At 61.8% G+C, this 22405-nt stretch carries 20 protein-coding genes; 12 read left to right on the top strand and 8 right to left on the bottom strand.

From position 1 onward, the window contains the following. Nucleotides 1-37: 37 nt before the first annotated feature. The 4 genes from sucC (at nucleotide 38) to AC2CGW_RS00370 (ending at nucleotide 4786) form a co-directional block, all read left to right on the top strand. Nucleotides 38-1204, top strand: a complete 1167-nt coding sequence (gene sucC / locus AC2CGW_RS00385; protein ID WP_011534748.1) for an ADP-forming succinate--CoA ligase subunit beta — start codon at nucleotides 38-40, stop codon at nucleotides 1202-1204. Next, complete coding sequence (gene sucD / locus AC2CGW_RS00380; protein ID WP_016393102.1) at nucleotides 1204-2088, top strand: succinate--CoA ligase subunit alpha; 885 nt, start codon at nucleotides 1204-1206, stop codon at nucleotides 2086-2088. The genes sucC and sucD overlap by 1 nt, the downstream gene beginning before the upstream one ends. Nucleotides 2089-2476: 388 nt before the next feature. Further along, nucleotides 2477-3790, top strand: a complete 1314-nt coding sequence (brnQ, locus tag AC2CGW_RS00375; protein ID WP_054894250.1) for a branched-chain amino acid transport system II carrier protein — start codon at nucleotides 2477-2479, stop codon at nucleotides 3788-3790. Between the two features lie 246 nt (nucleotides 3791-4036). Beyond that, nucleotides 4037-4786 carry a DUF599 domain-containing protein gene (locus tag AC2CGW_RS00370; RefSeq protein ID WP_186707981.1) on the top strand — a complete coding sequence of 250 codons (750 nt, stop codon included), beginning with the start codon at nucleotides 4037-4039 and terminating at the stop codon, nucleotides 4784-4786. A gap of 82 nt (nucleotides 4787-4868) precedes the next feature. On the opposite strand, the gene AC2CGW_RS00365 is transcribed toward AC2CGW_RS00370, so the two are convergent. Further along, on the bottom strand, nucleotides 4869-5144 hold the full coding sequence (locus AC2CGW_RS00365) for a hypothetical protein (RefSeq protein ID WP_054894248.1): 276 nt from the start codon (nucleotides 5142-5144) through the stop codon (nucleotides 4869-4871). 155 nt (nucleotides 5145-5299) lie between these two features. Here AC2CGW_RS00365 and AC2CGW_RS00360 point away from each other — a divergent pair, with 155 nt between their 5' ends. From AC2CGW_RS00360 to AC2CGW_RS00345, 4 genes are all read left to right on the top strand, one after another. Further along, a complete protein-coding gene (locus AC2CGW_RS00360; protein ID WP_186666228.1) occupies nucleotides 5300-5776 on the top strand; it encodes a PaaI family thioesterase in 477 nt (158 codons plus the stop codon). Further along, nucleotides 5773-6231, top strand: a complete 459-nt coding sequence (locus tag AC2CGW_RS00355; RefSeq protein ID WP_186666227.1) for a PaaI family thioesterase — start codon at nucleotides 5773-5775, stop codon at nucleotides 6229-6231. The genes AC2CGW_RS00360 and AC2CGW_RS00355 overlap by 4 nt, the downstream gene beginning before the upstream one ends. A gap of 88 nt (nucleotides 6232-6319) precedes the next feature. Further along, on the top strand, nucleotides 6320-8227 hold the full coding sequence (gene htpG / locus AC2CGW_RS00350) for a molecular chaperone HtpG (protein ID WP_054894245.1): 1908 nt from the start codon (nucleotides 6320-6322) through the stop codon (nucleotides 8225-8227). 196 nt (nucleotides 8228-8423) lie between these two features. After that, on the top strand, nucleotides 8424-9149 hold the full coding sequence (locus tag AC2CGW_RS00345) for a dienelactone hydrolase family protein (RefSeq protein WP_151925645.1): 726 nt from the start codon (nucleotides 8424-8426) through the stop codon (nucleotides 9147-9149). 125 nt (nucleotides 9150-9274) lie between these two features. On the opposite strand, the gene AC2CGW_RS00340 is transcribed toward AC2CGW_RS00345, so the two are convergent. Next, nucleotides 9275-10138 (bottom strand): pirin family protein, encoded by an 864-nt coding sequence (locus AC2CGW_RS00340; RefSeq protein WP_186707985.1) that lies wholly within the window; start codon nucleotides 10136-10138, stop codon nucleotides 9275-9277. Between the two features lie 118 nt (nucleotides 10139-10256). On the opposite strand from AC2CGW_RS00340, the gene AC2CGW_RS00335 reads away from it, so the two are divergent. Continuing rightward, the gene (locus tag AC2CGW_RS00335) at nucleotides 10257-11261 is read left to right on the top strand and encodes an amidohydrolase family protein (RefSeq protein ID WP_484573357.1); all 1005 of its coding nucleotides are present in this window, start codon (nucleotides 10257-10259) and stop codon (nucleotides 11259-11261) included. Nucleotides 11262-11339: 78 nt separating this feature from the next. On the opposite strand, the gene fabB is transcribed toward AC2CGW_RS00335, so the two are convergent. The 5 genes from fabB to AC2CGW_RS00310 all read right to left on the bottom strand — a co-directional run bounded on the left by fabB (nucleotide 11340) and on the right by AC2CGW_RS00310 (nucleotide 18216). Further along, nucleotides 11340-12560 (bottom strand): beta-ketoacyl-ACP synthase I, encoded by a 1221-nt coding sequence (gene fabB, locus AC2CGW_RS00330; RefSeq protein ID WP_484573356.1) that lies wholly within the window; start codon nucleotides 12558-12560, stop codon nucleotides 11340-11342. An 11-nt stretch (nucleotides 12561-12571) separates the two neighbouring features. After that, the gene (gene fabA / locus AC2CGW_RS00325) at nucleotides 12572-13087 is read right to left on the bottom strand and encodes a 3-hydroxyacyl-[acyl-carrier-protein] dehydratase FabA (RefSeq protein WP_054894238.1); all 516 of its coding nucleotides are present in this window, start codon (nucleotides 13085-13087) and stop codon (nucleotides 12572-12574) included. 214 nt (nucleotides 13088-13301) lie between these two features. Continuing rightward, nucleotides 13302-15218, bottom strand: a complete 1917-nt coding sequence (locus AC2CGW_RS00320) for a response regulator (protein ID WP_426352694.1) — start codon at nucleotides 15216-15218, stop codon at nucleotides 13302-13304. Then, complete coding sequence (locus tag AC2CGW_RS00315) at nucleotides 15215-16105, bottom strand: ABC transporter substrate-binding protein (protein ID WP_484573355.1); 891 nt, start codon at nucleotides 16103-16105, stop codon at nucleotides 15215-15217. Before AC2CGW_RS00315 ends, AC2CGW_RS00320 begins: the two co-directional genes overlap by 4 nt. Further along, nucleotides 16105-18216, bottom strand: a complete 2112-nt coding sequence (locus AC2CGW_RS00310; RefSeq protein ID WP_186666665.1) for a TonB-dependent receptor plug domain-containing protein — start codon at nucleotides 18214-18216, stop codon at nucleotides 16105-16107. Before AC2CGW_RS00310 ends, AC2CGW_RS00315 begins: the two co-directional genes overlap by 1 nt. A gap of 238 nt (nucleotides 18217-18454) precedes the next feature. Here AC2CGW_RS00310 and AC2CGW_RS00305 point away from each other — a divergent pair, with 238 nt between their 5' ends. Genes AC2CGW_RS00305 through sixA form a run of 3 tightly spaced genes read left to right on the top strand, consistent with a single transcriptional unit; the run spans nucleotide 18455 to nucleotide 20320 of the window. Then, on the top strand, nucleotides 18455-19480 hold the full coding sequence (locus AC2CGW_RS00305; protein ID WP_186666218.1) for an NAD(P)H-dependent glycerol-3-phosphate dehydrogenase: 1026 nt from the start codon (nucleotides 18455-18457) through the stop codon (nucleotides 19478-19480). 37 nt (nucleotides 19481-19517) lie between these two features. Next, entirely contained in the window at nucleotides 19518-19865 is a 348-nt protein-coding gene (locus tag AC2CGW_RS00300; RefSeq protein WP_411382926.1) for a DUF4389 domain-containing protein, read from the top strand. After that, complete coding sequence (gene sixA, locus AC2CGW_RS00295) at nucleotides 19862-20320, top strand: phosphohistidine phosphatase SixA (RefSeq protein ID WP_426352696.1); 459 nt, start codon at nucleotides 19862-19864, stop codon at nucleotides 20318-20320. Before AC2CGW_RS00300 ends, sixA begins: the two co-directional genes overlap by 4 nt. A 92-nt stretch (nucleotides 20321-20412) precedes the next feature. Here the strand turns inward: sixA and AC2CGW_RS00290 are convergent, their stop codons facing one another. Continuing rightward, nucleotides 20413-22365 (bottom strand): hypothetical protein, encoded by a 1953-nt coding sequence (locus AC2CGW_RS00290; RefSeq protein WP_426352697.1) that lies wholly within the window; start codon nucleotides 22363-22365, stop codon nucleotides 20413-20415. Nucleotides 22366-22405: the final 40 nt, after the last annotated feature.

The raw sequence follows: 22405 nt of genomic DNA, 5'->3' as shown, positions 1-22405 counted from the left end.
CGCCGAAGCGCAGTACCTAACGAAGACGGTAAAAAGCATGAATCTTCACGAGTATCAGGGTAAACAGCTGTTCGCTGAGTACGGCCTGCCAGTTTCCAAGGGTTTCGCTGTCGATACCCCTGAGCAAGCCGCAGAAGCCTGCGACAAGATCGGCGGTTCCGAGTGGGTTGTAAAAGCCCAGGTCCACGCTGGTGGTCGCGGTAAGGCGGGCGGCGTCAAGCTGGTTCGCAGCAAGGAAGACGCCAAGGCGTTCGCTGCGCAGTGGTTGGGCAAGAATCTGGTGACCTACCAGACTGACGCCAACGGTCAACCAGTCTCCAAGATCCTGGTCGAATCCTGCACTGACATCGCCAAAGAGCTGTACCTGGGCGCTGTAGTGGATCGTTCGAGCCGTCGTATCGTGTTCATGGCTTCCACCGAAGGTGGCGTGGACATCGAGAAAGTCGCTCACGAAACTCCTGAGAAGATCCTCAAGGCTACCATCGACCCGCTGGTCGGCGCTCAGCCGTTCCAGGGTCGCGAGCTGGCTTTCCAGCTGGGCCTGGAAGGCAAGCAAGTACAACAGTTCGCCAAGATCTTCGTAGGTCTGGCCAAGCTGTTCAAGGACCATGACCTGGCCCTGCTGGAAGTGAACCCGCTGGTGATCAAGGCCGACGGCGACCTGCACTGCCTCGATGCCAAGATCAACATCGACGCCAACGCCATGTACCGTCAGCCTAAGCTGAAGACCTTCCACGACCCGTCCCAGGACGACGCCCGTGAAGCCCACGCTGCCAAGTTCGAACTGAACTACGTAGCGCTGGAAGGCAACATCGGCTGCATGGTCAACGGTGCCGGTCTGGCCATGGGTACCATGGACATCGTCAACCTGCACGGCGGCAAGCCAGCCAACTTCCTCGACGTTGGTGGTGGTGCTACCAAGGAACGCGTTACCGAAGCGTTCAAGATCATCCTGTCCGACAGCAATGTCGCGGCCGTTCTGGTCAACATCTTCGGTGGTATCGTTCGTTGCGACATGATTGCCGAAGGCATCATCGGTGCAGTGAAAGAAGTCGGCGTGAAAGTACCGGTCGTTGTCCGCCTCGAAGGCAACAACGCCGAACTGGGCGCTAAAGTACTGGCAGAAAGCGGTTTGAACATCATTGCGGCAACCAGCCTGACCGACGCTGCTCAACAAGTTGTCAAAGCTGCGGAGGGCAAGTAATGAGCGTCCTGATCAATAAAGACACCAAAGTCATCTGCCAGGGCTTCACCGGCTCGCAGGGTACTTTCCACTCCGAACAAGCCATCGCCTACGGCACCAAGATGGTCGGCGGCGTCACCCCAGGCAAGGGTGGCACCACCCACCTGGGCCTGCCGGTGTTCAACACCGTCAAGGAAGCTGTGGAAGCTACCGGCGCTGACGCTTCGGTCATCTACGTTCCGGCTCCGTTCTGCAAGGACTCGATCCTGGAAGCGGCCTTCGGCGGCATCAAGCTGATCGTCTGCATCACCGAAGGTATTCCTACCCTCGACATGCTGGACGCCAAGGTCAAGTGCGACGAGCTGGGTGTCACCCTGATCGGCCCTAACTGCCCAGGCGTCATCACTCCGGGCGAGTGCAAGATCGGCATCATGCCAGGCCACATTCACTTGCCAGGCAAGGTCGGTATCGTTTCCCGTTCCGGCACCCTGACCTACGAAGCGGTCAAGCAGACCACCGACGCCGGCTTCGGCCAATCGACCTGCGTCGGCATCGGCGGCGACCCAATCCCAGGCTCCAACTTCATCGACATCCTGAAGCTGTTCCAGGAAGACCCGAAGACCGAAGCGATCGTCATGATCGGTGAGATCGGCGGTTCGGCTGAAGAAGAAGCTGCTGCCTACATCAAGGCCAACGTCACCAAGCCTGTCGTTTCCTACATCGCTGGTGTTACCGCTCCTGCGGGCAAGCGTATGGGCCACGCTGGCGCCATCATCTCCGGCGGTAAAGGCACTGCAGACGAGAAATTCGCTGCACTGCAGGACGCTGGCGTGAAGACCGTGCGTTCCCTGGCTGACATCGGCAAGGCCCTGGCCGAGCTGACTGGCTGGGAAGCCAAGAAGTAAGTAACACGCTATACCCCCCACGCGCACAAAGGCCACCTACGGGTGGCCTTTGTCGTTCTGGGTCGTCCCGCGATGGGCCCGGAAATGACAACTCAGATTATTCGATCGGGCCCATAGGATTTTTCCAGCAGACGATGGTTTCAATCCGAGGATAATCCAGCCATCCTCGGTCACGCAGACGTCAAACACATACACACATCGGACAACCAGCACCATTGCAGTGCGTTTGCCCGGCAAATTCTGTAACCTACGCGTTCACTCTGTGCCCGTACCCCAAAAGGGAACGACACGCTAAACGGGTCTGGCTCATCAAGCCGGGCAGCATTTCCCTCATCCATGTGGAAATCCCTTCTCGAATCCCGATTTCAGCAGTGTGGTACTTCCTTAAATGAAAGTGTTAAAAGGCCAGGATATCCTGGCGCTTGGCTTTATGACGTTCGCGCTTTTCGTCGGTGCGGGCAATATCATCTTCCCGCCTATCGTTGGCCTGCAGTCCGGTCCGCACGTGTGGATGGCGGCGCTGGGCTTCCTGGTCACCGCCGTGGGTCTGCCAGTCATTACCGTGGTTGCCCTGGCGAAGGTCGGTGGCGGGATGGATGCCCTGAGCAGCCCGATCGGCAAGTTCTTCGGCGGCCTGTTGGCGGCAGTCTGCTACCTCTCGGTCGGCCCGCTGTTCGCTACCCCGCGCACCGCGACCGTTTCGTTCGAGGTGGGTGTGGCGCCACTGACCGGTGAAAGCCCGCTGGCGCTGTTCATCTACAGCCTGGTGTACTTCGCTGTGGTGCTGGCCGTGTCGATGTATCCGGGCAAGCTGCTCGATACCGTCGGTCGCTTCCTGGCACCGCTGAAGATCATCGCCCTGGCGGTGCTCGGCATTGCTGCCTTCGCGCTGCCAGCGGGCTCGATTGGTGACGCGCAGCCGGCTTACGTCGCAGCTCCGTTCTCCCAAGGCTTCATCAATGGCTACCTGACCATGGATACCCTCGGTGCCCTGGTGTTCGGCATCGTCATCGTCAACGCCATCCGTTCGCGCGGTGTGGAGTCGCCCAAGCTGATCACTCGCTACGCCATCATCGCCGGCCTGATCGCCGGTGTCGGCCTGGCGCTGGTGTACATCAGCCTGTTCCGCCTCGGCGCCGGCAGCCATGAGATCGCTGCGAACGCGAGCAACGGTGCTGCGGTTCTGCATGCCTACGTGCAGCACACCTTCGGCTCGCTGGGCAGTGGTTTCCTGGCCGTGCTGATCGCGCTGGCCTGCCTGGTCACTGCCGTGGGCCTGACCTGTGCCTGTGCCGAGTACTTCAGCCAGATCCTGCCGCTGTCGTACCGTGCCCTGGTGGTGATCCTGGCGGGCTTCTCGCTGCTGATCTCGAACCTGGGCCTGACCAAGCTGATCATGTTCTCGATCCCGGTGCTGACCGCCATCTACCCGCCATGCATCGTGGTCGTGGGCCTGAGCTTCGTGAAGGACCTGTGGAACTCGCCGGTACGCATTCTCGCGCCGGTCATGCTCGTTTCGCTGCTGTTCGGCATGGTCGATGCGATCAAGGGCAGCAGCCTGGCGCACATCCTGCCGGACGCGGTGGCGCACTTGCCGCTGAGCGAGCAGGGCCTGGCCTGGCTGGTGCCTTCGGTGATCGCCCTGGCCGCCGCGGTGGTCTGTGATCGTCTGCTCGGCAAGCCACGCGAGGCGCTGGCCTGATGGGTGAAGCCTGCAGCGGGTGCTGGCCACAAGCCTATTGACACTTGCTGGATGTTTGAGCCCGAAGCCCCGTATCCGAAAGGATGCGGGGCTTTTTGCTGGCTACTGTTTCTGTAGGAGCGGGCTTGCCCGCGAACAGGCCCGCCCTGGCAAGATGGTTTTCACAACCTCAGTGTGCCTTTCATCGATAGCCAGCGTCGAATCCGCAGGCCAACCTCTTTATGCCCCGCCTTACGGAAACCCTGCATGACCTTCATCCAAAGCAATCTCCACAACCTGCTGGCCGTCGCCTGGTTTGCGCTGTGCTGGGGCGGCTACACCCGCTACGCCACCTGGAAGGGGCGCGACACTGCGTGCCTGGCCAGCGTCCTGCATCTCTACCGGGAAGATTGGATGCGTCGCATGCTGCTGCGCGACAACCGCATCGCCGACGCCAGCGTGATCGGCAACCTGGAGCGCAACGCGTCTTTTTTTGCCTCGAGCACTCTGATCATCCTGGCAGGCATCCTCACCGTGCTCGGCGCCTCCGATCGTGCGCTGTCGCTGTTAGCCGACCTGCCGCTGGTGCAGCAGGCCTCGCAGGGGATGTCGGAGATCAAGCTGCTGTGCCTGGCGCTGGTGTTCGTCTATGCCTTCTTCACCTTCAGCTGGTGCATGCGCCAATACAATTTCGCTGCGGTGCTGGTGGGGTCGGCGCCGATGATTGGTGAGCGGCAGGTCAGCGAGCTTGAGCGCAAGGCCTTCGCCTCGCGGGCGGCGCGGGTACTGTCGCTGGCGGCCAACCAGTTCAACCTTGGATTGCGTTCTTACTATTTCGGCATGGCCATGCTGAGTTGGTTCGTCAGCCCGTGGATGTTCATGCTGCTGAGTATCGGCGTCGTATTCATTCTGTACCGACGGGAGTTCCACTCCCATGTACTGGAAGTGATGGTCTTCACTCCCACCGAAAGTGTGCAGAGTGAAGCGGGCAAGGACACTTCGGTGAATATGAATTGATCAACGCTGACTGAAGCGTTTCATCGGTTAATTGCAGGTACAAAAAAACCCGACGCAAGTCGGGTTTTTCCGTTCAGCATAATTACTGCTTGGCAGGTTCGGCCGGAGCAGTGGAAGGCGCCGGGGTGGAAGGCTGGGCTTCCTCGGCGGCTTTCTGCTGCGCTTCGGCCTGATCTTTGGCGGCTTCGGCGTTTTCCTTGGCGGCCTCGTTCACTTTATCCTGAGCCTCGCCCATCTTCTCCTGGGCTTGCTCGGCATGTTGCTGTGCGTCCTGGGCTTTGTCTTCGCTCGCCTTGTCGCAAGCAGCCAGGCCCATGGCAGCGGCCAGCATCAGAGCAAAAGCAAAAGGTTTACGCATGGGGTGTTTCTCCTTGGTGGAATAACTTACTTGAAACCTTCGAGTCCATCCGCCAGCCATAAGTTCAACGCAGGTTGCAGATATATAACACCCCGTTCTATATCGACTTTTCCCTGGGTTTGTGAAATGTCGAGTCGGCAAGGAGTACGCGGACCATGAGTGAGACGGCCTTGATGGCGATGGCTGGACGTTTTCTTTCAGCGCTCAGGCATTGCCAGGTGTTGCAGATGCGTGTCCATCACGCTGATGCCGAGGGCATGACCCTGATACTGCCCTGGTCGGAAGCGATCGTTGGCAATCCACAGACTGGCGCCGTCCATGGCGGCGTGCTGACCACGCTGATGGACACCACCTGCGGCATGGCCACCCTTTGTGTACTGCCGCAGTTCGAAGTCTGTCCGACCCTGGACCTGCGTATCGACTACATGCATCCTGCGCAGCCTGGCAAGGACATCCATGGTCATGCCCAATGTTATCGCGTCACCCGTGATGTGATCTTCACCCGCGGTACGGCCTATCAGGACGACCCTGCTCAGCCGATCTGTCAGGTGGTCGGCACCTTCATGCGTCTTGGGCAGGAGGCCCGAGGTGGTATCCGTTTCGGCAGCGGCCTCAAGGAGGGCAGGGCATGATTCCCGAGGATGTTCGCAAGCAGCTGATTCAGGCCCATGCCCGCGGCGACTATGCACCGTTGCTGGCGCTGATTCCCTACGCCGCGCTTATCGGCATCGAATGCGAGCGCCAGGGCGATGACCTGCTGTTCCGCCTGCCGGCCAATCAGGACAACATCGGCAACCCCTTGCTGCCGGCCATCCATGGAGGTGTCATTGCAGGTTTCATGGAGCTTTCGGCGGCGCTCTATTTGTTGATCTTCAGCGAAAGCCTCAGTATTCCCAAGATCATCGACTTCTCCATCGACTACCTGCGCGCCGGGCACTACCGCGACACTTATGCCCAGTGCCAGCTATGGCGCCAAGGCCGTCGAGTGACCAACGTGGCGATCACCGCCTGGCAAGGCGATCGCGACTCGCCCATCGCCACCGCTCGAGCGCATTTCAAGATCGAACCGCATAAGCCCTTGAAATAGTCGGACATGCCCCCATCTGTTGAGCATCTGCCCGGCCACGCGCAATTGCCGTCGGGTGCAATGACCAACAGATCGGAGTTTGAAGACGATGAGTGTGGAGACTCAAAAAGAAACCCTGGGCTTCCAGACCGAGGTCAAGCAACTGCTGCACCTCATGATCCATTCGCTGTACTCGAACAAGGAGATCTTCCTGCGCGAGCTGATCTCCAACGCTTCCGACGCTGCTGACAAACTGCGTTTCGAAGCCCTGGCCAAGCCTGAGCTGCTCGAAGGCGATGCCGATCTGAAGATTCGCGTCAGCTTCGACAAGGACGCTGGCACCGTGACGCTGGAGGATAACGGCATCGGCATGAGCCGCGCCGATGTCATCGCGCACCTGGGCACCATTGCCAAGTCCGGCACTGCCGACTTCATGAAGAACCTCACCGGTGACCAGAAGAAGGATTCGCACCTGATCGGTCAGTTCGGTGTGGGCTTCTACTCTGCCTTCATCGTCGCCGACAAGGTCGATGTCTTCAGCCGTCGTGCCGGCGCACCCGCAGCCGAAGGCGTGCACTGGTCGTCCAAAGGCGAGGGCGACTTCGAAGTCGCCACCATCGACAAGCCGCAGCGCGGCACTCGCATCGTCCTGCACTTGAAGAAGGACGAGCAGGAGTTCGCCGACGGCTGGCGTCTGCGCAACGTGGTCAAGAAGTACTCCGACCACATTGCCCTGCCGATCCAGTTGCCCAAGGAGCAGGCTGCTGCCGCCGAAGGCGAAGAACAGCCGGCCGAGGAATGGGAAACCGTCAACCGCGCCAGCGCCCTGTGGACCCGTTCGCGTACCGAGATCAAGGACGAGGAATACCAGGAGTTCTACAAGCACATCGGCCATGACTTCGAGAACCCGCTGGCCTGGAGCCACAACAAGGTCGAAGGCAAGCTTGAGTACAACTCGCTGCTGTACGTACCGGCCCGCGCCCCCTTCGACCTGTACCAGCGCGAAGCGCCGCGCGGCCTGAAACTGTATGTGCAGCGCGTGTTCATCATGGACCAGGCCGAGTCGTTCCTGCCGCTGTACCTGCGCTTCATCAAGGGTGTGGTCGACTCCAACGACCTTTCGCTGAACGTGTCGCGCGAAATCCTGCAGAAAGACCCGATCATCGACTCGATGAAGTCGGCCCTGACCAAGCGTGTATTGGACATGCTGGAGAAGCTGGCCAAGAACGAGCCCGAGCAGTACAAAGGCTTCTGGAAGAACTTCGGCCAGGTGCTGAAGGAAGGCCCGGCAGAAGACTTCGCCAACAAGGAGAAGATCGCAGGTCTGCTGCGCTTTGCCTCCACCCACGACGACAGCGGCGAACAGAGCGTCAGCCTGGCGGACTACCTGGCCCGCGCCAAGGAAGGCCAGGACAAGATCTACTACCTCACCGGTGAGTCGTATGCGCAGGTGAAGAACAGCCCGCACCTGGAAGTCTTCCGCAAGAAAGGCATCGAAGTGCTGCTGCTGACCGATCGCATCGACGAGTGGCTGATGAGCTACCTGAGCGAGTTCGAAGGCAAGGGCTTCGTTGACGTCGCTCGTGGCGACCTGGACCTGGGCAAGCTGGATTCCGAAGAGGACAAGAAGGCCCAGGAAGAAGTCGCCAAGGACAAGGAAGGGCTGGTCGAGCGTCTGAAGAGTGCGCTAGGTGACAGCGTGGCTGAAGTCCGCGTTTCCCACCGCCTGACCGACTCGCCGGCGATCCTGGCCATTGGCGAGCAGGACCTGGGCTTGCAGATGCGCCAGATCCTCGAGGCCAGCGGGCAGAAGGTGCCGGATTCCAAGCCGATCTTCGAGTTCAACCCGACTCACCCGCTGATCGAGAAGCTCGACAACGAGCAGAGCGAGGACCGCTTCTCGGAGCTGTCGCACATCCTGTTCGACCAGGCGGCCTTGGCTGCCGGTGACAGCCTGAAGGATCCAGCGGCCTATGTACGTCGCTTGAACAAGCTGCTGGTCGAGCTGTCGGCCTGAGTTCGAGCTTCATGAAAAAACCCGCTTCGGCGGGTTTTTTTGTGCCCGTTCACACTTATCAATTGCAGGATCGCTTTTTTCTAATGTGACCTTTCTGGCAATCATGAAGATCGTCAGCATCGGCTAGCCTTTTGCACCGGGGTCCGTACACACTAGGGTCGTGATACCGAACAGTTCCAGGTTCAGGAGGAGTTTGATGAGCAAGGTAATCGTCGAGTCGCTGGTCTATCACGTTTCCGGCAAGGGCTATGAAAGCCGTCTGGTTTATGAGCCGGGGGCGCTGGGGCGGCCGGGGCTGGTGATGGCGCCGAATTGGATGGGCATCGGTGAGGGCGCCGAGCGAATCGCCAAGGAAGTGGCCGAGAAGGGCTATGTGGTGCTGATCGCTGATCTGTACGGCCAGGGCGTGCGTCCGTCGAACGCCGATGAGGCAGGTGCGGCGATGATGCCGTTGAAGAATGACCGGGCCGAGCTGCGCAAGCGCATGCAGGAGGCCCTGGCGCAACTGCTCGGGCAGTCCAAGGCGCTGTTGGCGCCGGGCAAGGTCGGTACTTTCGGTTTCTGCTTCGGTGGCTGCTGCGCCCTGGAGCTGGCGCGTACTGGCGCCGACCTGAAGGCGGCGGTGTCGTTCCACGGCACCCTGGACACGCCGAACCCTGAAGACGCCAAGCGCATCAAGGGCTCGGTGCTGGTGCTCCACGGTGCTTCCGACCCGCTGGTGCCCCGAGAGCAATTGCCGGCGTTCGAGGCTGAAATGAACGCGGCCAAGGTCGATTGGCAACTGTTGAGCTATGGCGGCGCGGTGCATTCGTTTACCGACCCGAATGCCAACGTGCCGGGCAAGATGCAGTACGACCGTCGTACCTCGGAGCGGGCCTTCCGCGCGATGCACAATCTGCTGGAAGAAGTGTTTACACACTGACAGCGTATTGGGGCTGCTATGCAGCCCTTCGCGGGCAAGCCCGCTCCCACGGGTGCGGCGCTGCTTGTCAGGGTTGCTCCATCCTTGTGGGGGCTTGCCCGCGAACGGCCGCAAAGCGGCTCAACCTATCGAGGTAGCTCGATCCGGGAGGTCTCCCCCGGCACCTGTGGCCAGTCACCTGCCGCCCAGCGTGCCCGGGCCTGTTCGATCAGCTGCGGATCGCTGGCAACGAAGTTCCAGTTCATCCGCCGAGGTCCGTCCAGCGGTGCGCCGCCTATCAGCACCAGCTGGCACTCGCCTTCGGCATACAGCTCCACTTCTTCGCCCTCCGGCAACACGACCAGGCTGCACGCCTCCACCTCCTTACCATCGAGCACCAGCTCGCCATCGAGCAGGTACAGTGCCCGTTGTGCGTGCTCGTTCGGCACGATCAACGAGGTTGCCGCCTGCATCTGCACCTGGGCGTAGAGGGTAGGAGAGAGCACCGGTACTGGCGACTCCAGACAGAATCCGGTGCCGGCGATCAGGCGGATGCGTACCCCGAGGTTGTCACTTACCGGCAAGCTGCTTGCGGGGTGGTGGCTGTAGCTGGGATCGCCCTGTTCGTGGGTCTTGGGTGATGCCAGCCAGACCTGCAGGCCGTGCAGTCGCGAGCCTTTGGCGAAGGCTTGTGCCGGCGTACGTTCCACATGTGCGACGCCGCGCCCAGCAGTCATCCAGCTGACGTCACCGGGTAGCACGCGCTGATCGGAGCCCAGGCTGTCCTTGTGCAGGATCTCGCCTTCGAACAGGTAGGTCAGGGTCGACAAGCCGATATGCGGGTGCTGGCGGATGTCCATGCCGCTGCCGGGGGCAAAGTCAGTATCCAGCATGTGGTCGAAGAATACGAAGGGGCCGACGCTGCGGCACTGAGCCGAGGGTAGCGGGCGCAGGATCGGTTGGCCCTCCACCGATTCGGCGCGTGGGCGGATGATCAGGGGGCTGCTCATGGTCGGGCTCCGGACGGGCAGGGGGTGCGCCTAGCATAGCGGGTCGCGGCGGCATGCTGAACCGTCTTGCAGGCGCGCGGGTCTACCCTGTTCCTGACTGGAACAAGGAAGCTGCTCCATGATTGCCAGAGTGCTGGCCTGCATTGTGTTATCCGGGTGCCTGTGCCAGGCGGCGCAAGCGCGCGACTATCGCTACAGTGACGCCCATCTGCATTACGTCGACTTCTTCCAGGAAACCGAAGGCATGCCTGCACTGCTGAAAGCCATGGATGAAGCCGGCGTCGAGCACGCGATGATTTCCGGTATTCCGGTGGCGAAGAAATGGCATGAGGATGAACCCAAGCGCCCACGCTATTACGCGGGTGACGACGCTGATGCCTACTGGTTCAGTGCTACCGATATCCATGTAGTGGCAGCGGTGCAGAAGTTGCCGGCCGAGCAGCAGAAACGCTTTCATCCGTTCCTGTCGGGTTTCAACCCGGTGGACAAGAACGCGGTCAGCCACATCGAGCGGATGCTCGAATTGCACCCAGGGTTCTGGCAGGGCATCGGTGAGGTGTTCACCCGGCATGATGACCTCACGGCGCTGACCAGCGGTGACACGCCGCGGGCCAACAACGAAGCAATGGCGCGCATTTACCATCTGGCGGCCGAGCGAGACTTGCCGGTGCTGGTGCATTCGAACATCACCTCCAAGCGCGAGCGTAACCCGCTGTACCTGGCGGAGATCGAAGAGCCGCTGCGCAATCACCCGCATACGCGTTTCATCTGGGCCCATGCCGGTACCAGCATGGAGATTCATCGTCACCAGACGCAGATGGACTTCATCCTGCCAACGCTGGAGCGCATGCTCGAGGCTTATCCGAACCTGTATATCGACCTCTCGTGGAGTGTGCTGCGGCCTTACCTGCTGGATGAGCGAGGCGCCCCGCGCAAGGCGTGGCTGGCGTTGGTCGAGCGCTTCCCGGAGCGGTTCATGCTGGGTTCGGATGTGGTCGGCAAGTTCGGCAGTGTCGGTGAGCAGATGCACGGATTCGAGCCGTTTCTGGACGCGTTGCCTGAGGCGGTTGCGCGCAAGGTGGCGCGGGATAATTTCCTTGCGGTACTGCCCAAGCAGCGTTGAGCTACCGGCTTTTTCGCGGGCAACACAAATGAAAACGCCCCGAACCAGTCGGGGCGTTTTCGTTGTCGCAGCAGCGTCTTACTTGCCAGTCCAGCGCTTGAGCACCAGGGTGGCATTGGTGCCGCCGAAGCCGAAGCTGTTGCTCATGACCGTATCGATCTTGGCGTTTTCTTCGGTTTTACGCAGTACCGGCAGGTCAGCGACCTCTGGGTCCAGTTCGTCGATGTTGGCGGAGCCGGCGATGAAGTTGTTTTCCATCATCAGCAGGCAGTAGATCGCTTCGTGCACGCCAGCGGCGCCCAGCGAGTGGCCAGACAGGCTCTTGGTCGAGCTGATCTTGGGTGCCTTGTCGCCGAACACTTCGCGCACGCCTTTCATTTCAGCGACGTCGCCGACCGGCGTCGAGGTGCCGTGGGTGTTCAGGTAGTCGATCGGGGTGTCGACGGTGGACAGCGCATGCTGCATGCAGCGGATCGCGCCTTCGCCGCTTGGAGCGACCATGTCGTAACCATCGGAAGTCGCGCCGTAGCCGACGATTTCGGCGTAGATCTTGGCGCCACGGGCCAGAGCGTGCTCCAGCTCCTCGACCACCACCATGCCGCCACCGCCGGCGATGACGAAGCCATCACGGTCGGCGTCGTAGGCGCGCGAGGCCAGCTCAGGGGTTTCGTTGCGCTTGGTCGACAGGGCGCCCATGGCATCGAACAGGAACGACTGGCTCCAGTGCTCTTCTTCACCGCCGCCGGCGAAGACGATGTCCTGCTTGCCCCACTGGATCTGCTCCAGCGCGGTGCCGATGCAGTGTGCGGAGGTGGCGCAGGCCGACGAGATCGAGTAGTTGATGCCCTTGATCTTGAACGGGGTGGCCAGGCACGCCGATACGGTGCTGCCCATGGTGCGGGTGACACGGTATGGGCCGACACGCTTGACGCCTTTCTCGCGCAGGGTGTCCAGTGCTTCCATCTGGTTCAGGGTCGAAGCGCCGCCGGAACCTGCAACCAGGCCGGTGCGCGGGTTGGACACCTGCTCTTCGGTCAGGCCTGCGTCCTTTATCGCGTCTTGCATCGCCAGGTAGGCGTAGGCGGCGGCGTGACCGACGAAGCGATAGACCTTGCGGTCGATCAGCTCCTCCAGGTTCAGGTCGATGGAGCCGGAAACCTGGCTACGCAGCCCCATTTCCTTGTATTCCGGGTTGTAACGGATACCCGGACGGCTGTTGCGCAGGTTTTCGGTGACGGTAGCTTTGTCATTGCCCAGGCACGAAACGATGCCCAGACCAGTGATAACGACGCGGCGCATGCGAATAACCCTTAGAAATTGTCAGTGGAGGTGAACACGCCGACCCGCAGGCCTTCGGCGGTGTAGATCTCGCGACCGTCGACGCTGACCGAGCCATCGGCGATGGCCATGTTCAGCTTGCCCTTCAGGACGCGCTTGATGTGGATGTTATAGGTGACTTTCTTGGCGGTAGGCAGCACCTGGCCGAAGAACTTCACTTCGCCCGAACCCAGTGCGCGACCGCGGCCCGGCAGGCCCTGCCAGCCGAGGAAAAAGCCAACCAGCTGCCACATGGCGTCAAGGCCCAGGCAGCCCGGCATCACCGGATCGCCTTCGAAGTGGCAGGCGAAGAACCACAGGTCTGGAGTGATATCCAGCTCGGCGACCAATTCACCTTTGCCGAACTTGCCGCCTTCCTCACTGATGTGGGTGATGCGGTCTACCATCAGCATGTTCGGGGCGGGCAGTTGCGCATTACCGGGGCCGAACAGCTCACCGCGACTGCAGCGCAGCAGGTCTTCCCGAGTAAAGGCGTGTTGTTTGGTCATGCGAGCTCCTCAATAACCCCCTGTGGCAGGGGATGAATCTTCCCGGCCGACCCGAAATCCTACAGATTCCAGGGCAGCAGCCTACAGGTAGACTATTGCGTTGTGGTGAAAGTCACAGCGCACCTGGCAAAAGAAGTACAGGTGTGCACTGAAAGTTTTATTCTCAAGGCCAACGACGGCCCTGTCCAGTCTTTAAGACTGCCGCACTTTATCATTAATCGCCAGTCGCGGCTGTCCGCCCGGGCAACCAGCGCTGCAGAATACGTTGCAGATCGGTGCGTTTGAACGGTTTGCTCAGGTAATCGTTCATTCCTGCCGCCAGGCAGCGTTCACGATCGCCCTGCAGGGCATTGGCGGTCAAGGCGATGATCGGCAGTTGTGCGCCGTGCTGGCGGATGCGGCGTGTGGCTTCGTAGCCGTCCATCTGCGGCAGGCGACAATCCATGAGGATTGCCGCAAAACTTTGCTGGCCCGCCATTTCCACCGCCTGCGCGCCGTCCAGTGCCACGCTGACCTCGAAGCCCAGACTGCGCAGCATGGCTTCGATGACGCTCTGATTGACCGGGTTGTCTTCCACCAGCAGGATCCGCTGGCCTTCGCCACCCGGCAGTGCGTCATGCTCGTGACCGAGCAGGCGCGCTGCTGGCTTGCTCGACAGCATCAGAGGAACTTCCAGGGTGAAGGTCGAACCCATGCCCTCGCGGCTTTCGCCGCGCAACTTGCCGCCCATGCGCTCGGCCAGGGTACGGGCGATGGACAAGCCCAACCCGGTGCCGCCGTAACGCCTTGAAATAGAACTGTCGGCTTGCTGGAAGGCGACGAACATCGTTTCCAGGCGATCGCTGTCGATTCCGATGCCGGTATCGCGCACCGCGCAGGTCAGCCAGAGCAGTTGGCGGTCGAGCATTTGCCAGCGGCTCTCGATCTCCACTTCGCCGCGCTCGGTGAACTTCAGCGCGTTGCCCACCAGGTTCAACAGGATCTGCCGAATGCGTGTCGGATCGCCGATCACCTGCAGGCGGTCCATGCCTGGCGGCAGGTGCAGGCGCAGGGCCAGGTTGCGCTGTTGGGCGCTGTGCTGGAACGACTGCACGCTGCTGGCAATCAGCTCGCCAAGGTTGAAATCGATGTGCTCCAGTTCCAGGCTGGTGCGTTCGATGCGCGAGAAGTCGAGGATGTCGTTGATCACCTTGAGCAGGTGGCCGGTGGACTCGCTGGCCACCGCCGTGTATTCGGCCTGCTCGTCGGTCAGTGTAGTGGTTTCCAGCAGCTGCAGCATGCCGAGTACGCCGTTCATCGGGGTCCGCAGCTCGTGGCTCATCATCGCCAGGAAGTCCGACTTGGCGCGGTTGGCCTGCTCGGCCTCTTCACGAGCCTGAGTCAACTGGGCGATGGCCTGTTTCTGCTCGTGGCTGGCCTGGTCAAGGGCGCTGGCAAGGTTGTTGATGTGCCGTGCCAGGTGACCCAGTTCGCTGTCGTCGACCACCGGCAATGGCGCGTTGAATTCACCCTGCTGGATGGCTTCGACCGCATGGCCCATGTCACTGATCGGCTTGGACAGGCTTCTGGCCAGGCGCCGGGCGAGGAGGAAGGTAAACAGCAAGGCGAACAGGGCGAGAATGCCGGCCTTGATCACGATCTCCTGCTGGCGTTCGCTGAAGGCGTCGTCGGACATGCCGACGATCACTCGCCCCAGGTAATCGTCGCCAATGCTGGGTGGCGTCTTGCCTTCCTGCAGGAAGTCGTTGTCCAGGCGGATCTGTTGCAGGCGAATGGGCGCCTGGAACACTTCGACGCGCTGGGCGCGGTTGATGCTTTCACCCGGCTGCTCGACGTAGACCAGGATGTGGTTGCGGCTGTCCTGCACCTCGAGAAAACGCACGTGCGGGATGCTCAGGGTCGCCCGCATCAAGCTTTCGAGCACCTCGTTGTTGCCTGAGATCACCCCGTATTCGGAGGCTGGCGCCAGTTGGTTGGCGATCAGTTGACCGGTGTGGTTGAGCTCCTGCCGCAAGTCCTGGATACGCACGAAGGTAAAGAAGCTGATCAGCAGCAGGGTCAGCAGCAGCGCGGGGCCCAGGCTGATGATCTGGGTGCGTGTGTGGATATCCCAACTCAGGCGCTTGGTCATGGGGTGGATTCTCCTTCGGCCAGGGCCAGGGCGGCGGCGTTCGGATCGATGGGTTCCAGGCCCAGGGCGCGGGCTACCTGCTGGTTGCCGCTGACCCCGTAGTGTTTGGGGTAGAGGCTGCGGGGCCAGTGTGTCGGCGGCTGGTCGAGCAAGTCGTCGAGCACCGCCAGCCAGTCGTCCTGATCGCTGTAGGTGCTGGCAAGGGCGCCAGCGCGAACGAAGCCGGCGTTGGGGCCAATCAGCGCCATCTGTCGGCCATAGCTGCTGAGCAGGACGTTCTTGGCAGTCTTGGAGTTGTACAGGTCGGGGTCGTCGATTCCCAACAGGACGTCGCTGCTGCCCAGCAGGTGCTGCAGCGGGCGACTGTCACGCAGGTCGGCCCAGTCCTGGGCGACGATCTCCAGGCCCAGGCCACGCGCAGCCTGGCGCAATTCGTCGATCAGAAAGCGGCTGCCGGGGCCGTACAGTACGCCAATGCGTCGCGCTTGCGGCAGCAGGTAGCGGGTCAGGCGCAGTTGCCGTGGTAGCGGCGGGTCGCTCCACAGCAGGCTCAGGTAGGAGGGGCGCGACTTTCCCAGGCGCTGCTCGGCCTGAACGCGACTGACCCGCATGGCAAGCGCCGCGGGACCTGCGGTTTCGCCCATGCGCCAGTCGAGTGCGGCGTTGTCCAGCAGGATCAGTCGGGTGTCGGGTTTGACCAACGCAGGGCGAGGCAGTTGCGCCACGGTCTGGAAGCGCACATGGTCGTGAGGGCGGCGGGCCTCCAGTGCGGCAACGAAACTGCGCACACCGGGCTGGTCTTCGGCACCCACCAGCAGAATTTCGCTGGCCGAAAGCGCGCCCATCGGCCACAGGCACAGCAGCAGCAGGCGCAACAGGCGCAACATCAGAATTCCAGCTCCGCGCTGAAACTCAGGCGGTGGCGGCTGTCGTAGCGGTTCTGCTCGACGGTGGTGGGCTGGTCATCCAGGCGTTGCTGCCACAGCGCCGCCAGCTCCAGCGAGCTGCCATACACCCGCAGGCGCTTGGCCACGCGCAGGTCGACACGCTCGTAGCGATACTGGTTGAGGGCGTCGTCGCCATAATAGAAGAGGGCACTCGACCATCCCTGGCCCCAGTCGCGCATCCACCCGGCCGAGCCACTGTTGCGAGCGCTGAGGCGGCGGTCGTCGGGGTTGCTGGCCCAGGCGTCGACGTAGGCATAGGTCAGGCGCAGGCGGTCGCGCATGCCCAGGCGCCAGTCCAGTTGCGTCTCGGTGCCGCTGAAGCGGGCCTTGTTGGCGTTGCTGGCGATGTACTGGTTGTTTTTCAGTGGCTCGCTGATCATCCCGGTGATTTCGTCGTAGAACAGCTTGACGTCCAGGCTCAGGTCGAGGTCGGCGAAGTAGCCGTTGTAGCCCAACTCGCGTGAACGCATGCGCTCCTGGTCGAGGTTGCCCGGGCCACGGGTCTTGACGAAGTATTCACCATTGTGCAAACCCAGCACGTTGGGCGTGAGGTTCTTGACCGTGTAGCTCCAGTTGACGTTGTTCTCGAACATGTCAGGCGAACGTACGGCCTCGGAGTACACCGCGCGCAGGCCGTGGCGCGGGGTGATCAGGTAGTTGACCGCCACGCGCGGGGTCAACGAGCTGCCGGACAGCTCGCTGTCCTCGAACATGGCCCCACCCTGGAGGATCCAGTGTTCGTCGGCGCGCCATTCGAGCTGCCCGAACAGGCGCCAGGTGCGGTCGTCGAGGCTGCCGTTGAAGTAGGTCTGCGAGTCGGCGCGGTCATAGCGGTAGTTGAAGCCGCTGAGCAGGCGCAGGGTGTCGGTGAGGCTGAGGGTATCCTGGATTTCCAGGTCGTAGCGGGTTTCGCGGGTGCTCTGGTCGACATCACCGCAGACCTCACGGTTACCGCCGCTGTCCCATTGACTCTTGATCTGGTTGCGCAAGCCCTGCAGCACTGGGTCGCTGTTGTTGGGCGGATTGTTGGCGTTGCGCGCGACCTGTTCGGCGTAGTCCGGGTTGAGCTGCCACAGCCGGGTCAGCTCGGGGCTGAAGGCCAGCGTCGCATCGCAGGCACGCCATACTTGCTGGCGGTCGAACTGTTGCGCCGAGCCCTGTACGTACAGGCTGTGTTCGGGGCTGAAATCGATGTTCCAGCGCACTGAGCCTGCGTAATCCTTGGCGTTGAGGTCGGCGTTGTCGCCGCGCCCGGTGACGAAGGGGAACACCGGGGTATAGGTGTAGGGGCGTTGGTTGCTGCCTTCCTTGGCCGCCAGTTGCCATTCGAGGGTCTGGTCGGGCGCCAGGGTGTGGCTGGCGCTGAGGTTGAAGCGCGTCAGCCGACGGCTGTCGCGGTAGTCCTGGCCGTATTGGTTCTTGTCGAAGCCATCGTCCTGCATGCCGGACATCGACAGGCGCAGATCGCCGCCTTCCCAGCCGAGGCCCTGGCTGGCGTAGAAATCATTGATGCCATCCTGGCCCTGGGTGATCTTCAGTCGCGTGCCGTGGCTGTCGGCGGGGCTGCGGGTGAGGATGTTGACCACGGCCATCAGGGCGTTGGCACCATAGCTGACGGTATTGGGGCCGCGGAACACTTCGATGCGTTCGATATCCTCGATCGCCAGCGGGATATCGCTCCAGTCCACGGTGGCGAGGCCTGCTCGATACACCGAACGGCCGTCGATCAGCACCTGCATGCGCCGGGCGTCGTTGACGTTACTGCCGTGGTAGTTGACGGTCGGCTGGTTACCGGCGCCGTAGCCGATCATCATGCCGGGCACCAGGCGCAGCAGCTCGGGGATGTCTCGTGCACCGCTGGCGCGGATCAGTTCGCTGTCGAGCACGGTCATGCTGCCGGGCACTGCCGCCGGGGATTGTTTCAGGCGTGTGGCGGTCAGAACCTGCGGCAGGTTCTGGTTGTCGATGAACAGGTCATCGGCCATGGCCGAACCACCGAGCAGGACGGTCAGCAAGAGCAGGCGAGGGGCAGGAGGCGTGCCTGGGAACACGTGACGGCCTTGTTTGCGGGATAAACCAGGCATGGTAACCGACCGTGGGGGTTTTTCCAGTGATCTGCGCTGGATTTGCCGCCCTCTTCTCGGATGAATCCCCTCTTGCGGGGCATACGTTCGTGCGCCATGCCGGCGGGTTTACCCGTGAAGAGCCGGTGCTGACACTGGTTCTGTCGCAGACGAGCCGTATAATGCCCCCGTCGCCACTCAACTTAATGGCTTTAACGGATTGAATATGACTGAACAGCAACCTGTTGCAGTTCTGGGAGGCGGGAGCTTCGGCACCGCCGTGGCGAACCTGCTGGCGGAAAACGGCAATCCAGTACGTCAATGGATGCGCGATCCCGAGCAGGCCGAGGCCATGCGCACCAACCGCGAGAATCCTCGCTATCTCAAAGGCATTCGCCTGCATGATGCTGTCGAACCGGTCAATGACCTGCTGGCGACCCTGCAATCGAGCGACCTGGTCTTCGTTGCGCTACCGTCGAGCGCCTTGCGCAGCGTACTGGCGCCGCATGCCGAGTTGCTGCGCGGCAAGTGCCTGGTCAGCCTGACCAAGGGTATCGAGGCGCAGACATTCAAGCTGATGAGCCAGATTCTCGAAGAGATCGCCCCCCAGGCGCGTATCGGCGTACTGTCCGGGCCGAACCTGGCCCGTGAGATCGCCGAGCATGCGTTGACCGCTACTGTGGTTGCCAGTGAGGACGAGGCGCTGTGCCAGCGCGTGCAGGATGTCTTGCACGGGCGTACCTTCCGCGTCTATGCCAGCGCCGACCGATTCGGTGTGGAGCTTGGGGGCGCGCTGAAGAACGTCTACGCGATCATCGCCGGCATGGCCGTGGCGCTGGAGATGGGCGAAAACACCAAGAGCATGCTGATCACCCGGGCGCTGGCCGAGATGACCCGTTTCGCCGTGAGCCAGGGCGCCAACCCCATGACCTTCCTGGGTCTGGCAGGGGTGGGCGACCTGATCGTCACCTGCTCCTCGCCCAAGAGCCGCAACTACCAGGTCGGGCACGCCCTGGGGCAGGGGTTGAGCCTGGAAGAGGCGGTCAGCCGCCTGGGCGAAGTGGCCGAAGGGGTGAACACCTTGAAAGTACTCAAGGCCAAGGCCCAGGAAGTGCAGGTCTACATGCCGTTGGTGGCCGGGCTGCACGCGATCCTGTTCGAAGGGCGAACCCTGGCCCAGGTGATCGAGCACCTGATGCGGGCCGAGCCCAAGACCGACGTCGATTTCATTTCCACCAGCGGTTTCAACTGAGCCGTAAGCGGCCTCTAATCAGAGCAAGGAGCGACACATGAACGATACGCCCGAGCGCGCCCAGCGCGAGTCGATCATCCTGCGGGTGCTGTGGATGCTGGTGTTCCTGGTGGTCTGGCAACTGGCCGAGTTGCTGCTTGGCGGGCTGGTGCTGGTGCAGCTGATCTACCGCCTGGTGTATGGCGCGCCGAGTGCCAGCCTGATGAACTTCGGCGACAGCCTCAGCCAGTACCTGGCGCAGATCGGCCGCTTCGGCACCTTCCACACCGACCAGAAGCCCTGGCCGTTTGCCGACTGGCCGACGCCCCGCGCGCCTGAGGGCGAAGCGCCCCACACAGTGGCTGCGGCGCCGCACCCGGTGCGTGACGAGGAGCCGAAACTGTGAAGCTGTGGATTCTGCGCCACGGCGAAGCGGAGCCGCGGGCCAATACCGATGCCGAGCGTCGTCTCACGGCCCATGGTCGCGAGCAAGTGCTGCACAGTGCTGCACATCTGCTGGGCCAGCCGCTGCAGGCGATCATCGCCAGCCCCTATGTGCGCGCCCAGCAGACCGCCGCCCTGGTGCACGACACCCTTGGCTTTGCCGAACCGGTGCGCACCGTGCCGTGGTTGACCCCCGAGAGCAATGTTCGGCAGGTGATCGGCGAAATCGAGCGTCTGGGGCTGGAGCATGTGCTGCTGGTCAGCCATCAGCCGCTGGTGGGGGCGTTGGTGGGAATGCTGGAGCATGGGCATCTGCAGCAGCCGGCACGGATGAGCACTGCGGACCTGGCAGAACTTGAAGGGGCGTTGTCACCTTTCGGTGTGATGACATTACTGAGCGCGAGCTTCAACCCCTGAGTTTATCTGCAGGTCTTGCGCTTGCGTGGTGGGAGGCCGATAGCAATGATGCAATCGGCCATCCGAGTATGCAGGCATGGATCAGCTGCGCCTCAGCGATTGAATATTCCCCAGCCCACAGCCGTATCTCCACCGATATTCGTTGCACGCAAGGAAACCCTGTTGCCGTTGGCAACGTCTATCGCATAGCGTCTACCTGTTCCCGCCGAGTCCGCACTCCACGCCCGATCACCGATGCCTGGGTTGTTGTTGTAGCTCGCGCGCATTGCATCCCATTCTCCAAGCGTAGGTAATGCTCCGCCTCTCTCTGCGGCCCGATCTCGGCACCAATACCACACATTGAACGAGCCCAGGCCTTCAACCCGCCTGACATTGGATACGGTCACCGGATAGCTGGCACTGGCACCAGCGGTATCGGTCACGATCACATTGGCCGTCCCGCTGCCATAAGACACCGCTCGCCCAGTGGAAGGGTTGACCTCGATCACGTTGCCGTTGCTCGTCGAGTAGGTGTAGGGCGGTTGGCCGCCGCTGGCGGTGCGCTGCACGAAAGCGTTGGCGGGGGGGTGGGTCACCGGGTTGCTGTTGCGGTGGATCACGCCATTGAGTGTTGCCGGTGAGGTATCGATGGTCAGGGGCGGCGTCAGTGCGTTGATCCGCAGGTTCACGACAGGCGAGGGGACCGCAGCCCCTCTCGAGCCTCGGGTGACCAGGTACTGCACGGTTACCGTTCTGCCAGCATTGGCGTCTACCTGAGTCTTGGGAACAGAAAACGTGAGCCGACTTACGCTGCCGACAGTCTGTGGGGAGCCAGCGATTCCCGCAAAAGTCACCGACACCACATCACCGATGGCCATACCGCCGTAGACCTCGACCAGGACGGGCAGGCCGGTGGACGGGACATCTCCAGGTGGTAGTACATCGCCTGGTGCCAGGGGAATCACCGGTTTTGCAAGGACCAGCTCCTGGACCCTGTGTACAGTCCATACATCGGATTCAGGATTGTCTGCGTAGCGCCCTCGGACTTTGAAATCGTAGGTTTTCACGCTCAAGTTTGTCCGAGTGCTTGTCCAGCTGCCGTTCGCTGCGACAGGCTCGGTACTTATCACGCTGGCGCCATCAAGTACCTCGACCTGCTGGTTGGCTGATGCCTGACCGCTCAACACCAGGCTTGGCGAGGTTGTCGAACTGCCGTTTGGCACCTCTGTTCCCTTGTCGTCTTTTACGGAAACGATAGTGGGCCTGACCACAATGATCTTCTCGAGCGTGTAGAGCGCGTTTGGGAATACTCGGGCCTGCCCCTCGTTACTGGTGGCGTCGAATGCTACCGAAACTTTCGCCGTGAGGCTGGAGCCGCTGCTGAGCTTCTCCAGCTCGGTGCGCGGCAAGACCAGGTCCAGCCCTGCTGTTACCTGTTCAGGGACGACCTCTGCGCCTCGGGCCAGGTAGACCGTATGGGCCGAGCCATTTTCGAGGGTCCCGTCCACACGGATCCACACCCGTTGACCCGCCGCTATCAATGGCCATGGTTCAACCTTGACCTGTGCATTGCCGGTGAAGTTGTTGAGGTCGAGTACCCTGGTGGTCGCGTTGGCCTGGGGAATCACAGGGGCAGGCAAATCGCTTTGCGCCAGGGTTCCCACCGCCAGCAGCATTGGCAAGGATAATCTTGCAGCCTGGCCACTGCGTGCTACTGCGTAGCGGAGGGTGACCGTCTTGCCCTGGCTGGCAGCCACCACGCTGACAGGCGCCTGGAAATCGACATAACCAAAGAGGCTTCCGGGTTGTTGGTCGCTCTGCCAACTGTCCGCAGCAGTGCTCCCGGACCAGTCTGCCGCCAGAGTGTCGCTGGGCAGCATGGCCGGATACTGTGCTCTTACGGTAGCGCCGTTGAGCGCGTCGATGGGGTCGAGCCTGTCGTCCGTTGCCTGCAGTACGGAAGGTGCGGGGTAATCTGTCTCAGCCCTGCGTGTGACCTTGAAAGTCAAAGGCTTCGAGACCAGGCCTTGTGCATGCAGTTGCTGCTCGTCCTCAGCGGTTGACATCGTCGACTCCTCAGGTTTCCAGGGGTTCATGGCGCAGTGT

Source organism: Pseudomonas sp. SYWMCR5 (assembly GCF_057197165.1).
This window is presented reverse-complemented; position numbering and strand designations above follow the sequence as displayed.

Excerpts from the sequence above, each read along its gene's own strand:
- AC2CGW_RS00290 (WP_426352697.1), bottom strand. The coding sequence starts at position 22,365 with ATGTCAACCGCTGAGGACGAGCAGCAACTGCATGCACAAGGCCTGGTC.
- AC2CGW_RS00345 (WP_151925645.1), top strand. The coding sequence starts at position 8,424 with ATGAGCAAGGTAATCGTCGAGTCGCTGGTCTATCACGTTTCCGGCAAG.
- fabB (WP_484573356.1), bottom strand. The coding sequence starts at position 12,560 with ATGCGCCGCGTCGTTATCACTGGTCTGGGCATCGTTTCGTGCCTGGGC.
- fabA (WP_054894238.1), bottom strand. The coding sequence starts at position 13,087 with ATGACCAAACAACACGCCTTTACTCGGGAAGACCTGCTGCGCTGCAGT.
- brnQ (WP_054894250.1), top strand. The coding sequence starts at position 2,477 with ATGAAAGTGTTAAAAGGCCAGGATATCCTGGCGCTTGGCTTTATGACG.
- AC2CGW_RS00355 (WP_186666227.1), top strand. The coding sequence starts at position 5,773 with ATGATTCCCGAGGATGTTCGCAAGCAGCTGATTCAGGCCCATGCCCGC.
- AC2CGW_RS00340 (WP_186707985.1), bottom strand. The coding sequence starts at position 10,138 with ATGAGCAGCCCCCTGATCATCCGCCCACGCGCCGAATCGGTGGAGGGC.
- AC2CGW_RS00335 (WP_484573357.1), top strand. The coding sequence starts at position 10,257 with ATGATTGCCAGAGTGCTGGCCTGCATTGTGTTATCCGGGTGCCTGTGC.
- AC2CGW_RS00305 (WP_186666218.1), top strand. The coding sequence starts at position 18,455 with ATGACTGAACAGCAACCTGTTGCAGTTCTGGGAGGCGGGAGCTTCGGC.
- AC2CGW_RS00300 (WP_411382926.1), top strand. The coding sequence starts at position 19,518 with ATGAACGATACGCCCGAGCGCGCCCAGCGCGAGTCGATCATCCTGCGG.
- AC2CGW_RS00315 (WP_484573355.1), bottom strand. The coding sequence starts at position 16,105 with ATGTTGCGCCTGTTGCGCCTGCTGCTGCTGTGCCTGTGGCCGATGGGC.
- sucC (WP_011534748.1), top strand. The coding sequence starts at position 38 with ATGAATCTTCACGAGTATCAGGGTAAACAGCTGTTCGCTGAGTACGGC.
- AC2CGW_RS00370 (WP_186707981.1), top strand. The coding sequence starts at position 4,037 with ATGACCTTCATCCAAAGCAATCTCCACAACCTGCTGGCCGTCGCCTGG.
- AC2CGW_RS00365 (WP_054894248.1), bottom strand. The coding sequence starts at position 5,144 with ATGCGTAAACCTTTTGCTTTTGCTCTGATGCTGGCCGCTGCCATGGGC.
- sucD (WP_016393102.1), top strand. The coding sequence starts at position 1,204 with ATGAGCGTCCTGATCAATAAAGACACCAAAGTCATCTGCCAGGGCTTC.
- AC2CGW_RS00360 (WP_186666228.1), top strand. The coding sequence starts at position 5,300 with ATGAGTGAGACGGCCTTGATGGCGATGGCTGGACGTTTTCTTTCAGCG.
- AC2CGW_RS00320 (WP_426352694.1), bottom strand. The coding sequence starts at position 15,218 with ATGACCAAGCGCCTGAGTTGGGATATCCACACACGCACCCAGATCATC.
- htpG (WP_054894245.1), top strand. The coding sequence starts at position 6,320 with ATGAGTGTGGAGACTCAAAAAGAAACCCTGGGCTTCCAGACCGAGGTC.